Source organism: Streptomyces sp. NBC_01525 (genome assembly GCF_045040405.1).
GTDB lineage: Bacteria > Actinomycetota > Actinomycetes > Streptomycetales > Streptomycetaceae > Streptomyces > Streptomyces benahoarensis.
The window spans coordinates 873835-887543 of the sequence record NZ_CP109397.1 but is presented as its reverse complement, the minus strand read 5'-3'; the positions used below and the strand labels follow the sequence as shown (position 1 = coordinate 887543).

At 74.1% G+C, this 13709-nt stretch carries 13 protein-coding genes, 1 pseudogene and 1 riboswitch; of the genes and pseudogenes, 9 read left to right on the top strand and 5 right to left on the bottom strand.

The window, feature by feature from the left end:
* Window positions 1-353: 353 nt before the first annotated feature.
* The 3 genes from OG422_RS03970 to OG422_RS03960 all read right to left on the bottom strand — a co-directional run bounded on the left by OG422_RS03970 (window position 354) and on the right by OG422_RS03960 (window position 3082).
* A complete protein-coding gene (locus OG422_RS03970; RefSeq protein ID WP_405739736.1) occupies window positions 354-1676 on the bottom strand; it encodes an ATP-binding protein in 1323 nt (440 codons plus the stop codon).
* Window positions 1677-1678: 2 nt separating this feature from the next.
* Window positions 1679-2362, bottom strand: coding sequence for a response regulator transcription factor (locus tag OG422_RS03965; RefSeq protein ID WP_143944820.1), 684 nt, complete (start codon window positions 2360-2362; stop codon window positions 1679-1681).
* 372 nt (window positions 2363-2734) lie between these two features.
* Window positions 2735-3082: a hypothetical protein gene (locus OG422_RS03960; protein ID WP_405739732.1), complete on the bottom strand. Its 348-nt coding sequence runs from the start codon at window positions 3080-3082 to the stop codon at window positions 2735-2737.
* Window positions 3083-3315: 233 nt separating this feature from the next.
* Here OG422_RS03960 and OG422_RS03955 point away from each other — a divergent pair.
* Window positions 3316-3621 (top strand): annotated as a pseudogene (locus OG422_RS03955) (LysE family translocator); the annotation flags it as partial.
* A gap of 388 nt (window positions 3622-4009) precedes the next feature.
* A complete protein-coding gene (locus OG422_RS03950) occupies window positions 4010-4501 on the top strand; it encodes an acyl-CoA thioesterase (RefSeq protein WP_405739729.1) in 492 nt (163 codons plus the stop codon).
* Window positions 4502-4720: 219 nt separating this feature from the next.
* Here the strand turns inward: OG422_RS03950 and OG422_RS03945 are convergent, their stop codons facing one another.
* Window positions 4721-5980 carry an MFS transporter gene (locus OG422_RS03945; RefSeq protein ID WP_405739726.1) on the bottom strand — a complete coding sequence of 420 codons (1260 nt, stop codon included), beginning with the start codon at window positions 5978-5980 and terminating at the stop codon, window positions 4721-4723.
* Window positions 5981-6207: 227 nt separating this feature from the next.
* Between OG422_RS03945 and OG422_RS03940 the strand changes: the two genes are divergently transcribed.
* Window positions 6208-7590: an ROK family transcriptional regulator gene (locus OG422_RS03940; protein WP_405739723.1), complete on the top strand. Its 1383-nt coding sequence runs from the start codon at window positions 6208-6210 to the stop codon at window positions 7588-7590.
* A 180-nt stretch (window positions 7591-7770) separates the two neighbouring features.
* Here OG422_RS03940 and OG422_RS03935 read toward each other — a convergent pair whose 3' ends face one another.
* The gene (locus tag OG422_RS03935) at window positions 7771-8544 is read right to left on the bottom strand and encodes an SDR family oxidoreductase (RefSeq protein WP_405739721.1); all 774 of its coding nucleotides are present in this window, start codon (window positions 8542-8544) and stop codon (window positions 7771-7773) included.
* A gap of 195 nt (window positions 8545-8739) precedes the next feature.
* Window positions 8740-8870: riboswitch (FMN riboswitch) on the top strand.
* A 182-nt stretch (window positions 8871-9052) separates the two neighbouring features.
* On the opposite strand from OG422_RS03935, the gene ribD reads away from it, so the two are divergent.
* The 6 genes from ribD to OG422_RS03905 all read left to right on the top strand — a co-directional run bounded on the left by ribD (window position 9053) and on the right by OG422_RS03905 (window position 13702).
* On the top strand, window positions 9053-10147 hold the full coding sequence (gene ribD, locus OG422_RS03930; RefSeq protein WP_405747637.1) for a bifunctional diaminohydroxyphosphoribosylaminopyrimidine deaminase/5-amino-6-(5-phosphoribosylamino)uracil reductase RibD: 1095 nt from the start codon (window positions 9053-9055) through the stop codon (window positions 10145-10147).
* A 1-nt stretch (window position 10148) separates the two neighbouring features.
* Entirely contained in the window at window positions 10149-10811 is a 663-nt protein-coding gene (locus OG422_RS03925; protein ID WP_405739718.1) for a riboflavin synthase, read from the top strand.
* Window positions 10808-11461: a nicotinamide riboside transporter PnuC gene (locus tag OG422_RS03920; protein WP_405739715.1), complete on the top strand. Its 654-nt coding sequence runs from the start codon at window positions 10808-10810 to the stop codon at window positions 11459-11461. The genes OG422_RS03925 and OG422_RS03920 overlap by 4 nt, the downstream gene beginning before the upstream one ends.
* Window positions 11458-12741, top strand: a complete 1284-nt coding sequence (locus OG422_RS03915; RefSeq protein ID WP_405739712.1) for a bifunctional 3,4-dihydroxy-2-butanone-4-phosphate synthase/GTP cyclohydrolase II — start codon at window positions 11458-11460, stop codon at window positions 12739-12741. The genes OG422_RS03920 and OG422_RS03915 overlap by 4 nt, the downstream gene beginning before the upstream one ends.
* Before the next feature lie 51 nt (window positions 12742-12792).
* Window positions 12793-13278, top strand: coding sequence for a 6,7-dimethyl-8-ribityllumazine synthase (gene ribH / locus OG422_RS03910; RefSeq protein WP_143943899.1), 486 nt, complete (start codon window positions 12793-12795; stop codon window positions 13276-13278).
* 151 nt (window positions 13279-13429) lie between these two features.
* Window positions 13430-13702, top strand: a complete 273-nt coding sequence (locus tag OG422_RS03905; protein WP_405739709.1) for a phosphoribosyl-ATP diphosphatase — start codon at window positions 13430-13432, stop codon at window positions 13700-13702.
* Window positions 13703-13709: the final 7 nt, after the last annotated feature.

The window sequence follows — 13709 nt, the reverse complement described above, 5'->3', positions numbered from 1 at the left end:
CGCCTGCCCGGAACATGCCGGGAGACGGCGGATGCCGGCGGTGCGGACGGAGGAAGGTACGGAGGGATGTACGGACGGACGTACGGACGGACGTACGCGACCGGCCATGCCGACGATAAGGGGCATATGGGGCGATCAGTGCAGATCGGAGGGGTGATGTGCGACACCCGCCCGGTCGAGTGGGGTGTGACGTTCGCGAGAACGGGGGGCGGGGCGGGGGCCGTCGGCGTACGGGCGAGACGCGCCCCAGAGGGAGGCCCGGCGGCGCGCCACAGGCGAGGCCCGGCGGCGCGCCGCACGGAGTGCGCACGGCGGCGCGCCCCGCCGTGCGCACTCCCCGGGAGCCGCCCCGTTCACTCCCCGGTGTCCGCACCCCCACGGGCGATCAGCCACGTGAAACGGGCGTACGGGCTCCGCCGGGTGACCATCAGGCGGCCGCCCTCCGCCTCGACCAGGGAGTGGGCGAGGGCGAGGCCGATGCCGTGGCCGGTGCCCGAGTCGTTCTCCTGGCGCCGGGCGAACACGTCCAGCCCCTCGGGCAGGCCGGGGCCCTCGTCCGCCACGTCCACCGCGACGACCCCGGAGGCGTCCCGCGCGGTCACCGTCACCGCGCCCGTACCGTGCGCCACCGCGTTGGCCAGCAGGACGTCGAGCACCTGCCGCCCGGCGCGCGCCGAACCGACCGCCTCCGGCAGATCTTCCTCGGCCGTCACCCGCAGCGGGCGGTCCGCAGCCGTCAGCTCGTCCCGCCAGCGCCGCTCCGCGTCGGCCAGCAGCGCACCCACGTCGAGCGACACCCGCTCGGGCACGTCCCGCGCCAGGTCCAGCAGCGCGCCGAGCGTCGCCTCCATATCGCTCAGCGCGGCCAGCGCGGCGTCCGTCGCCGCCCGCGCCACCGCGGGCGGCGCATCGGCCGGTACGGACTCCAGCTCCAGCTGGACCCGGGTCAGCGCGGTCCGCAGCTGGTGGGAGGCGTCGGCGCTGAACGACCGCTCCCGGCGCAGCAGCTCCGCCACGCGCTGCGCGGCGCGGTTGAGCGCCCGGGCCACATCGTCCGCCTCGGGCAGCCCGGTGACGGTGGCGCGCGCGGTCAGATCGCCGTCCTCCAGGCGCCCGGCCGTCGTCGCCAGCTCCTCCAGCGGCCGGGCCAGGCTGCGGCTGGAGCGGAACGACAGCGCGACGGCGACGCCGACCGCCACCGCCGCGAGCGCCAGCATCCCGGCCCAGGTCACGGCCGCCCGGCGCAGCGGACCGTCGGCCGGGGAGCTGACCCGCACCACGGCCCGTACCCGCTCCGAGGTGCCCACGGGGACCGCGGCGACCAGCCGGCTCCCGACGCGGTGCGAGGAGACCGAGCCCTCCAGGGCCTTGTGCACCGGCAGATCGCCGTTGGGCGGCCCGGCGGTACGCAGCGGGCCGGACGCCCGGACGAGATGGGCATCGGAGTCGTAGACACCGACGTGCGTACCGGGCCGCAGCGGCGGCAGCTCCAGCGGGTCCCAGTGTCCCCGTACATCGGCCGGGACGTTCACCGCCACCCGGGCGGCCACCTGCTGCAGGTGCTGCACCTCGTCCTGCTGGTACAGCCGCAGGATCGCCACCCCCAGCGGCACCGAGAACAGCAGGATCGCGCAGACCACCGCGATGACACTCGCCTGGAGGATGCGGCGGCGCACGGTCAGCCCGTCGGGGGTTCGAGGCGGTAGCCGTAGTGCCGCAGCGTCGTGATCCGGATCATCCCGCCGAGCTTGCGGCGGAGCGCGGCGACATGGACGTCGAGCGTCTTGGTGGGGCCGAACCAGTTCTCGTCCCACACGTCGCTCATCAGCTCCTCCCGGCTCACGGCCTGCCCGCTGGACGCGACGAGCCGGACCAGCAGGTCGAACTCCTTGGGCCGCAGCTCCGTCTCGCCCTCCGGGGTGAGACATCGCCGGGCCGCCCGGTCGATCTCCAGCTTCCCGTGGCGCAGGGGCCGGGCCGCCCCGGCCGAACCGTCGGGCCCGGCGCGCCGCAGATGCGCGGCGAGCCGCGCCTGCAACTCGGCCAGGCGGAACGGTTTGGTGAGGTAGTCGTCCGCGCCCGACTCCAGCGCCTGGATGACGTCCATCTCGCCGGTACGGGCGCTCAGCACCACGAGGACCGCGCCCGGCAGGCGCTCGCGCAGCTCCCGGCAGAGCTCGAAACCGTCGGCGTCCGGCAGTCCCAGGTCCAGCAGCACCAGATCGGCCGGTCCACGGGCCGCCCGGGCCCGCGCGGAGGCCGCGTCGGGACACCAGGTGCTGTCGTGCCCCAGACCCCGCAGTGTCCTGGCGAGGCGGTCACCGATGGTCTCGTCGTCCTCCACAAGCACGATGCGTGCCACAGGTTCATGGTACTGACGTGCCTTGGCCCCGCATCCGCGAAGGGGGGCGGGGCGCGGCATACGAGTGGCGCACCCCGGCCGGGTCGGGGAGGTCAGCTTTCAGGGAGGGTTCCTGAAGCGGGCGGGCGTATCGGGGGGCGGGGTGGTTCGGGCGGGGCGACTTTCAGGGAGGGTTCCTGAAGCGGCTGGGCGTACCGGGCCGGTTCGAGAGGCGCGCGGCTTTCAGGAAGGGTTCCTGAACCGGGCGGGCGCATCGGTCTGGCTCGGGATGGCCCGGTTTCAGGAAGGCTTCCTGAAACCGGGCGGGCATGTCGGCCCGATTCAGGACGGTCAGCTTTCAGGAAGCCTCCCTGAACCCGCCAGGCGCACCCGTCATTCCCCCTGGGACCACGCCGCGACCGGGAGTGAGAGATGGACGCCGACCTCGCGGAGCCCCGTCGAGGCCGTGACGCCCTCGTACAGCTGGTCCGCCCGCTCCTGACGGTTGGCGGCCCGGCTCTCGAACCACTTCGACCGCACCTCGATCACGACGTCCAGACCGCTGCGGTCGAACGGCCCGAGCGGCCGGAACCGCAGCTCCACATCGCCGGGCCGCAGGTCCCCGTCGTGCAGCCGCTCCACCAGCCAGTCGGCCGGACGCGTGTCGGGAAACCGGCGCAGCTCCCCGGGGCCGTCGTGGACGGTGGATGTACGGGGTGGGGGCGCGTCAGGTTCGTGCACCGTGACCTCTCCTGCCGGTGGGCGAGCGGTTCCGCCGGGCGAGCGGCCGCCCCGGACCGCCGCCGTCCGGGCTTCCGGCACGGGGCCCGCACGGCGGTACACGGAGGGACGCGTTCCCCTCGCGTCCGGTTCTCCCCGGGGGCGCCGCGCCTGTACGGGGCCCGGTGTACGCGTACGAGGGGGTACCCGGTGGTCCGGCGGGGGCAATGATCGGGAGGTTCGGCCCGACAACTCAGTTGCGCACGGTCCTGGACGGCGCGTTCGTCGGCGTCACCAACCCGAAAGGCATCGTCTTCTTCGCCGCCGTGCTCCCGCAGTTCGTCCACCACGCGACGGCGCACGTCCCCGTCCAGATGATGGTGCTGGGCCTCATCCCGGTCACCATCGCGCTGGTCACGGACACCCTGTGGGGTCTGTGCGCCTCCGCGGCCCGCACCTGGCTCACCCGCTCGGACCGCCGCCTGTCACTGGTCGGCGGCGCGGGCGGCCTGGCGATGATCGGTTTGGGCGTCACGGTGGCGGCTACGGGGCGGGCGGATCGAGGTGAGGAACGGTCGTGCCGACCGACGCGGCGAGCGGCCCGCCCGGCGTGCGTACGGCACGGGACCGCGCACGGCACGGATGCGGCGGACGGCGCCCGGCCCCGGGCCCGCCTCGTCCAGGGCCCCGGCCCGAGCCTTCCGGGAGAGGCCAGATCTCGCCACCCCCTTGGTGCAGAGAGGTGGGAACGGGAACGGTCGTACGAGCCGAGGCCACGTCTCGGCGCCGCGGACCGGCAAGGCGCTCCAGCCCAGTGTTCCCGGGCACCGTGGCGCGCGCGGCTACCTGCCTCCGGGGGGCGGACGTCCCCGCCGGACCAGGCACCGTAAGCAGCCGCTTACGATGGTTTCCTGCCAATTTGCACAGCACCACCCAGGAGCATCACCCGTGAGCGTCGAACCCCTCCAGCCCGCCCGCCCCGTCCCGTTCGGGCAACTGGTCCCCGTCACCGTCCACTTCGACGACCTCGACGCCCTGGGCATGCTGCACAACTCCCGCTACCCGGTCCTGGCCGAACGCGCCTGGGCCGACCACTGGCACCGCCACGGCTTCACCTTCGAGGGCGACTGGGCGGCCGCGAGCGACATGTGCAACGTGATCAAGGAGATGAAGGTCTCCTACGAGCGCCCGATCACCCGCCCCGGTGGCTACGCCGCCCACCTCTGGATCGAACGCCTCGGCCGGACCGGCATGACCTACGGCTTCCGCATCTGTTCCGCCGACGGCACCGAGACCTACGCCCAGGGCCACCGCGTGATCGTCCGCGTCGACCCGCAGGCCCTCCGCCCCGCCCCGTGGTCGGACCGCGCCCGCACCCTCGCCACGGAACTGCTCCGGCCTGCGGCGGATGAGGCCATGGCGGAGGGCGAGGCGGCCTGACCGGTTGGGGGCTGGCGGCCGGGCCCTGATCCCGACCTCGACCGATCCGGCCGGGCTTGCCCCCGGCCCCGGTTCGCTCCGAGCCCCTGAGCCCCTGAGTCTCGGAGCCCCCGAGTCTCGGAGCCGCGGTGCCCGGTGCCGGAGCTCGCGCCCGGCCGGATCCTTCGACGGGCCGGGCTTGTGGACCGGGTCCGGTCTCCGGTGGGCCCGGGCCCACCGCTATGGCTGAGGCGGCGCCGGAGCTTCCGCCGCGGCCGGGACTTCCGCTCCGGACCGGCCTCCCGCTGCGGCTGCCGATACCGCGTGCTTCGGGAGGCGCAAGACCCGGGCACCCACGATCAGGCCCGCGGCCAAGGCCGTCACCAGCGCGAACGAAATCGTCAGGGAGGTTGCCTGAGCGATGCCGCCGATGGTGGACGGCGCGATCAGGCCCGACGCGTAGGTGATCGTCGCGACACCGGCGATGGCCTGGCTGGGGGCGGGCCCGCTGCGGCCCGCGGCCGCGAAGGCCAGCGGCACCACCACCGCGATCCCCAGCCCGACCAGCGCGAAGCCCGCCATCGCCGCCACCGGATGGCGGGCGGCCACCACGAGCAGACCGCCCGCCGTCGCGAGGATGCCCCCGCACCGTACGGTCCGCACCGCACCGAAGCGGGCCACCACCCGGTCGCCCGCCAGCCGCGCCGCGGCCATCGTGCAGGCGAACGCCGTGGTGGAGGCGGCCGCCGGGCCCGCGCCCGTCCCCAGGACGTCCCGTAGGTAGACCGCGGACCAGTCCAGGCTGGCGCCCTCGGCGAACACCGCGCAGAACCCGACGGCCCCGATGACCAGCGCAGACTTCGGCGGACGCGCGAAGCGGGGCGGCGCGGGCCCGTCCGCCGTGCCGCGCGGATCCAGCACCCCGCCGCACGCCCACGCGCCCGCGGCGGTCAGGACGAGGGCGGTGCCGCCCAGGTGCAGCCGGGCGTCCGTACCGGCGTGTGCGGCCACCGTGCCCGCCGCCGAGCCGAGCAGCGCGCCGACGCTCCACATGCCGTGCAGCCCCGACATGATCGGCCGCCCGAGCCGGTCCTCCGTCTCCACACCCAGCGCGTTCATCGCCACATCCGACGTGCCCGCGCTCGCGCCGTACAACAGCAGCGCCGGGCAGAGCGCGTACAGACCGGGGGAGAGGGCCGGGAGGATCAGCGACAGGGTCCACAGGGCGAGCAGGCCGCGCAGCGCCGTGCGGGTGCCGAAGCGGTGGCTGATCCGTCCGGCGAGCGGCATCGCCAGCGAGGCGCCGATCGCGGGGAAGGCCAGCGCGACGCCGAGATGCCCCGCGCCGATACCGGTGTGCTCCTGGATCCAGGGGACCCGGGTGGCGAAGCTGCCGGTCACCGCGCCGTGCACGAGGAAGACCAGGGCGATGGCCCAGCGGGCGCGGCGCAGTGCCGCGGCCGGGGGAGAGGCGTCGTTACGGGCACCGTTGCCGACCATGGCGCGCAAACTATCAGGAACCCTGCCTATTAATAAGAGTGCCGCGAGCGTTGACCGTGGAGCGGATACAGGGGCACCGGCGAAGGCGCCCGCGGGTCGCCGGGACCGCACCCGCGGCGGACACTCCGCACCCGCCCGTGCGACGGACCGCAAGAGCGACTGCCGGACAACTCCCAGTTGTCCACAGGCCGTTCGGCGAGGTGGCGGTGTCTGGGAGGATCCCCGCCATGCACGCACCGCACAGCGAGGCCGCCGGCCGTACCGCCTCACCCACCACCGCACGACGGATCAACGACCGCCTCGCCCTGCAACTCCTCCAGGACGAGGGGCCGTTGACGGCGGGCCGGATCAAGGACCTGACCGGGCTGTCCCGCCCGACGGTCGCCGACCTCGTCGAACGGCTTCAGGCGGCCGGTCTGATCACCGTCGTCGGGGAGAGCGGCGCCCAGCGGCGCGGCCCCAACGCCCGGCTGTACGGCATCGTCGCCGACCGCGCCCATCTCGTCGCCCTCGATCTGCGCGGCCACGGCGTCACCGTCGCCGTGGCGGACCTGCTCGGCCGCATCCGCGCCGAACGCACCGTGCCCATCGCGGACCGCACACCACCGTGGCACGCCGTCCGGGCCACGCGCCGCGCGGTGGACGAGGCGCTGGCCGCCGCCGGCGCCGCCGCGCCGCACACCATCGCCATCGGCGCCCCCGGCCTGATCGACCCGGAGAGCGGCCGCATCGGCGGGACGGACTGGATCCCCGGCTGGCACCGTGCGGTGGTGACCGCGCTCGAACGGTCCGGGCCGCCGGTGCTGCTGGAGAACGAGGTCAACCTCGCCGCGGTGGCCGAGGCCCGCGACGGCGCGGCCCGGGACCGGGACACCTTCGTGCTGCTGTGGCTGGGCCACGGCACGGGCGCCGCCGTGGTTCTCGACGGCAGACTCCGCCGCGGCGCCTCCGGAGGCACCGGCGAGATCGGCTTCCTCCCCGTCCCCGGCGCCAGCGGACTGCCGTCACCACACGGCTGCATCGGCGGCTTCCACTCCCTCGCCGGTTCGGCAGCGGTCACCCGCCTGGCGACGGAGTACGGGTTCGCCCGGCCCGGGCCAGGATCGGCCCGAACGTCCGGCGCCGGGACGCCGACTCCCGCCACCGGGCTCCCGACCCCTGCCCCCGAGCCCCCGGGGCCCGAGGGCGGCGCCCCCGGGGAAGCCCGCCCTGACTTCACGGACCTCGCCCCCGAAGCCGCCCTCAACCGGGTTCACGACCCCGACCCCGACCCCGACCCACCCGCCGAGGCCCTGGTGCGAGCCGCCCTCGGACGGCACGACGGTGCCGCCTTCCTCGACGAGCTCGCCGCCCGGGTCGCCCTTGGAGTGGCCGCGGTCAGCGCTGTCCTCGACCCCGGCTGCGTGGTGCTGGGTGGCGAGGTCGGACGGGCCGGGGGCCCGGAATTCGCCGAGCGGGTCGCCGCGCAGCTCGCCCGTATCTCCCCGCTCGCCACCGAGGTGCGGGCCGGAACGGTGGGCGGCCGCGGCGTACTGCGCGGCGCCGTCCTCACGGCGATGGACGCGGCCCAGAACGACCTGTTCCCGGGCCCCACCGAACCACCTCACTGACCGATGGGACCGGCACAGCAGGTCAGAGCCCCAGCGGCCCACCCCCTACGGCCGGAGCCGCCGGGCCCGGCGGGAGCGAGGCCGCACCAGAACCGGAGGACGATCACGACACCCGACATGGCCACCCAGTGCGCGGAGACCTCGGAGAGCAGGCCCCCGCCGCCGCGCCCCCGACACCCCTCACCCCCGCCACCCCGCCCTCTCCTTCAGGAACTCCTCATACGTCCGCTCCCCGACCGCATGCCCCGGGGCCAGATGCTCGCCCGCGCGGAAGCCCGCCATCGTGCGGCCGGGGAGCCAGAGGGGGACCGTCAGGCGGCGGCGGCCGCCGTAGCGGAGGGTGAGGCGGATCAGGTCCCGGACGTCGAGGACCTGCGGGCCGCCCATGTCCGGGACCCGGCCGGCGGGGGCGCCGAGGGCCAACTCGGCCATGCGCGCGGCCACCTCGCGTACCTCGATCGGCTGGAAGCGCAACCCCGTCGGGTACGGCAGCAGCGGTGAGCGGGCGCCCGTCTTCACCACCCGGAGCAGCAGGTCGTGGAATTGCGTCGTCCGCAGGATCGTCCAGCCGATGCCGGAGTGTTCGACCATCCGTTCCACCGCCCGCTTGGTGCGGTAGTAGCCGAGCGGGATGCCTCCCACGCCGACGATCGAGATGTAGACGAGGTGCTTCACCCCGGCGACCCGCGCCGCGTCCAGGAGGTGGCCCGCCGCCTCCTCGTCGCCACCCGAGGGGGTGGACGCGCAGTGCACCACCGTGTCCACGCCCGCCACCGCCTCTTCCAGCCCGGTGCCGTCGCGCAGGTCCACCGCGTACGGGTGCAGCCCCGGGGCGGGCGGTCCGGCGGGGAGCCGTCGGCTCAGCGAGCGGACGTCGTGGCCGTCGTCGAGCAGCCGGCCGACGACGGCCCGTCCGAGCGTGCCCGTACCGCCGGTCACCAGAAGAGTCGCCATCGCGGATCATTCCTTGAGGTCGTAAGGGTGAGGAGCGCCGTACCGACGGAGGGTCCGCCGTAGGTGTGAGATCCATTCCAGATCTCGCACGCGCCGGAAACCGGTGGTCGCGGAAGCTTGTGAGGCACCCCACAGGGTTCGCCCGCATGGCCGACGATCAACCGTGGCAAACTGGTCGTGTACTGAAACAAGCAGCAGCGCACTCCGGGGTCGGTGTAATTCCGAACCGGCGGTAACAGTCCGCGACCCGTCCGCAGCCAGCGGCCGGTTGAGCAGGTGAAATTCCTGCACCGACGGTGAAAGTCCGGATGGGAGGCAGTGCGCGGCGGGCGAGCTTCGGTGACCGCCGCAGGTGGTGCGTCCGGTGCGTTTGCCGGGCGGGCTCCCCTTTTCGCGGCGCGTACGCCGTGGCTTGTTTCCGCTTCTGTCGTCCAGGCAGCCCCGGAGTCCGTGCCCGAAGAGGCAGGAGGACCCGGTGGCCACTCAAGCCCCCGCCGAGACCGCGGCGATGCGCCGCGCCATCGCACTCGCCGCCCGCGGGCTCGGGCACACCAGCCCCAATCCCGTCGTCGGCTGCGTCATCCTCGACGCCGAGGGCCGCACCGTCGGCGAAGGCTGGCACCGGCGCGCCGGTGGCCCGCACGCCGAGGTCCACGCACTGGAGGAGGCGGGCGAGCGGGCCCGTGGCGGCACCGCACTCGTCACGTTGGAGCCCTGCAACCACTCCGGCCGCACCGGACCCTGCGCCCGCGCCCTCATCGACGCCGGGGTGTCCCGCGTCGTCTACGCCGTCTCCGACCCCAACCCCACCGCGACCGGCGGCGCCGCCACCCTCGCGGACGCCGGTGTCGACGTCGAGGGCGGACTCCTCGCCGACGAGGCCGCCGCCGTCAACGAAGCCTGGCTCACCTCCGTCCTGCGCCGCCGCCCCTTCGTCCTGTGGAAGTACGCGGCCACTCTCGACGGCCGGATCGCCGCCGCCGACGGCACCAGCCGCTGGATCTCCTCGGCCGAATCCCGCGCCGACGTCCACCGGCTGCGCGCCCAGGCCGACGCCGTCGTCGTCGGCTCCGGCACCGCCCGCGCCGACGACCCGCAGCTCGGCGCCCGCGTCACCGGACTCACCGACGACGAGGTCACCCAGCCGCTGCGGGTCGTCGTCGACTCCGGCGCCTCGGCCGTCAAGCCCGGCGCCCGCGTCCTGGACGGCACCGCGCCCACCCTGATCGCCGTCGCCGAGGACACCGACGCCGCCCACCTCGAAGGGCTCGCGCCTCTGGTGCGGCTCCCGCGCGCCGCCACCGGCCGCGGCCTGCGCATCACCGCCCTGCTCCACGAGCTGTACGCCCGCGATGTCCGCTCCGTCCTCCTGGAGGGCGGGCCGACGCTCGCCGGGGCATTCCTCGCCGCGGGCGCCGTCGACAAGGTCGTCGCCTACCTCGCGCCGGTCCTGCTCGGCGCCGGGCCCGCCGCCGTCGGCGACGCCGGAATCACCACTCTCGCCGACGCGTTGCGACTCGATGTGACCGAGACCGCGCGCCTCGGCCCCGATCTGCGGATCACCGCCACCCCCGTCCGCCACACCCCGCACGAGGAGATCTGACGTGTTCACCGGAATCGTCGAAGAACTGGGTGAGGTCACCGCCGTCGAGATCCTCGGCGACTCGCCCCCAGCTGGCACTGAGGGTGCCCCCGGTCGCTCCGCTCGCTTCCGGCTGCGCGGCCCCGTCGTCACCGATGGCGCCGGGCACGGCGACTCGATCGCCGTCAACGGCGTCTGTCTGACGGTCGTGGACACCGCGGACGGCGAGTTCACCGCGGATGTGATGGCCGAGACGCTGCACCGCTCCAGCCTCGGCGCGCTGACCGTCGGCTCGCGGGTCAACCTGGAGCGCCCGATGGCGCTCGGCGGACGCCTCGGCGGCCACCTCGTCCAGGGCCACGTCGACGGCACCGGCACGATCACCGAGCGCGTCCCCGGCGAACACTGGGAGATCGTCACGATCGCGCTGCCGCAGCAGCTGGCCCGCTACGTCGTCGAGAAGGGCTCGATCACCGTCGACGGCGTCAGCCTCACCGTCGTCGACGCCACCGACGACCACTTCACCATCAGCCTCATCCCCACCACCCTCGCCCTCACCACCCTCGGCATCAAACAGGTCGGCGACCCGGTGAACCTGGAGGTCGACGTCCTCGCCAAGTACGTCGAGCGGCTGCTCGGCCCGGGCGGCGCCACCGGCACCGCGTCCGAGGGAGCCGTCCGGTGACCGCGGTGACCTGGCTCAACGGCGAGGCGTTCACGCTCTTCGGACAGCACGTCATCTGGTCCGACATGATCGGCAACACCATCGGCCTCGCCGCCCTCGCCCTCGGCTGGCGCCGCTCCATCTGGACCTGGCCCGCGCAGTTCCTCTCCGGCGTCGTCCTCGTCGCCGCCTACGCCTCCGCCCACCTCAGCGGCGGCGTCGGCAAGCAGCTGCTGGTCATCGTTGTCGCGCTGTGGGGCTGGCGGTCCTGGCGCCGCGGCCGCCGGCAGGCGCAGGACGGCTCCCTCGCCGTCCGCTTCGCCAGCTGGCGCGAGCGCGGACTGCTGCTCGCCGGGACCGCCGCCGGAACCGCCGCCGTCGGTGGCCTCTTCACCCTCGTCCCGCAGCTGTCCTGGAACCCCTGGCCGGATGCGTACATCTTCGTCGGCACGCTCGCCGCGATGGTCGCCCAGGCCCGAGGGCTCGTCGAGTTCTGGTTCGCCTGGCTCCTCGTCGACCTGGTGGGCGTCCCGCTCGCCTTCGGCAGCGGCCTCGCCTTCTCCGGCCTTGTCTACGTCGTCTACTTCGCGCTCGTCATGTGGGGCCTGCGCGACTGGTGGATGCGCTCGCGCACCGGCGCCGCCACCGTCCTGGAAGGAGCCGCGGCATGACCGCACTGCAGAGCTGGTACGAGCCCGGGTCCGCCGACGACGCCGCGGGCCTGGCCCTCGACCCCGTCGAGCGGGCGATCGCCGACATCGCCGCCGGACGCCCCGTCGTGGTCGTCGACGACGAGGACCGCGAGAACGAGGGCGATCTCGTCCTCGCCGCGGAGAAGGCCACCCCCGAGATCGTCGCGTTCATGATGAGCGAGTGCCGCGGCCTGATCTGCGCCCCCATGGAGGGCACCGAACTCGACCGCCTCGCGCTGCCGCAGATGGTCGAGCACAACACCGAGTCGATGCGGACCGCGTTCACCGTCTCCGTCGACGCCACCGACGCGCACGGCGTGACCACCGGCATCTCCGCCGCCGACCGCGCCACCACGCTGCGGCTGCTCGCCTCCGGCGACTCGGCGCCCGGCGACTTCGTCCGCCCCGGCCACATCTTCCCGCTGCGCGCCCGCCCCGGCGGCGTCCTCGTCCGCGGCGGCCACACCGAGGCCGGGGTCGACCTCGCCCGCCTCGCCGGACTCCGCCCGGCCGCCGCGATCGTGGAGATCGCCGGGGAGGACGGCACCATGCTGCGCCTGCCCGAGCTGGTGCCGTTCGCCCGTAAGCACGGCCTGGCGATCATCTCCATCGAGGACCTGATCGCCTACCGCCGTCGCTCCACCCCCACCGTCCGCCGCGAGGCCACCACCCGGCTGCCCACCGCGCACGGTGAGTTCACCGCGTACGGCTACCGCTCCACCGTCGACGGCGTCGAGCACATCGCGCTGGTCGCCGGCGAGCTCGGCGACGGCGAGGACGTCCTCGTCCGCGTCCACTCCGAGTGCCTGACCGGCGATGTCTTCCACTCGCTGCGCTGCGACTGCGGCCCGCAGCTCCAGGCGTCGCTGGAGCGGATCAGCGCGGCCGGGCGCGGTGTGGTCATCTACCTCCGCGGCCACGAGGGACGCGGCATCGGCCTGCTCTCCAAGCTGCGCGCCTACGAACTCCAGGAGCGCGGCCGCGACACCCTCGACGCCAACCTCGAACTGGGCCTGCCCGCCGACTCCCGCGACTACGCCGCCGGAGCCCAGATGCTCCAGGACCTCGGCATCCGCTCGGTCCGCCTGCTGACCAACAACCCCGACAAGACCACGGCCCTGGCGCGCCACGGCCTCACCGTCTCCGGACGCGAGCCGATGCCGGTCCAGGCCGGGGAGCACAACCTCCGTTATCTGCGTACCAAGCGCGACCGCATGGGCCACGACCTGCCCTGGCTCGACCACCACGAGCAGCGGTAACACACCTCCCGACCGTCCCGACGACACCACCATCACCCTCCGAGGAGAACCGTGAGCGGCAAGGGCGCACCCGAACTGACCGTGAAGAACTGCCGGGACCTGCGGGTCGCCGTGATCGCCGCGCAGTGGCATGCGCAGGTGATGGACGGCCTGGTGAGCGGCGCCCTGCGCGCCCTGACCGACCTGGGCATCGACGAGCCGACCCTGCTGCGGGTCCCCGGCACCTTCGAACTGCCCGTCGTCGCGAAGGTCCTCGCCGGACGCGGTTACGACGCGGTCGTCGCGCTCGGCGTCGTCATCCGCGGCGGCACCCCGCACTTCGACTACGTCTGCCAGGGCGTCACCCAGGGCCTGACCCAGGTCGCCGTCGACACCGGCGTTCCCATCGGCTTCGGCGTACTGACCTGCGACACCGAGCAGCAGGCCCTGGACCGCGCCGGTCTCGACGGCTCCACCGAGGACAAGGGCCACGAAGCGGTCACCGCGGCCGTTGCCACCGCCGCCACGCTCCGGACCGTGTCGGAACCCTGGCGCTGACGGGACGGGACGGGCCTGGCGCGGCGGCGGCCGTGGCGCCGGGCCCGCCACCCTTCACCCGAGGCGCTGCGCCCCCGCCCGTCGCCCGCCACCACCCTTCACCCGAGGCGCTGCGCGCCACAGTGACATTGCCCGCTAGGGTAGGAGCACCATGTCCAAGAAGACGTTCGAGGAGCTCTTCGCCGAGCTCCAGCAGAAGGCCGCCACCGGCGACCCCACCACCTCCCGTACCGCCGAGCTGGTGCAGGCCGGTGTCCATACGATCGGCAAGAAGGTCGTCGAAGAGGCCGCCGAGGTGTGGATGGCCGCGGAGCACGAATCCGACGCCGCCGCCGCCGAGGAGATCTCCCAGCTCCTCTACCACCTCCAGGTCATGATGATCGCCAAGGGCATCTCCCTCGACGACGTCTACGCCCACCTCTGAGCCTCGC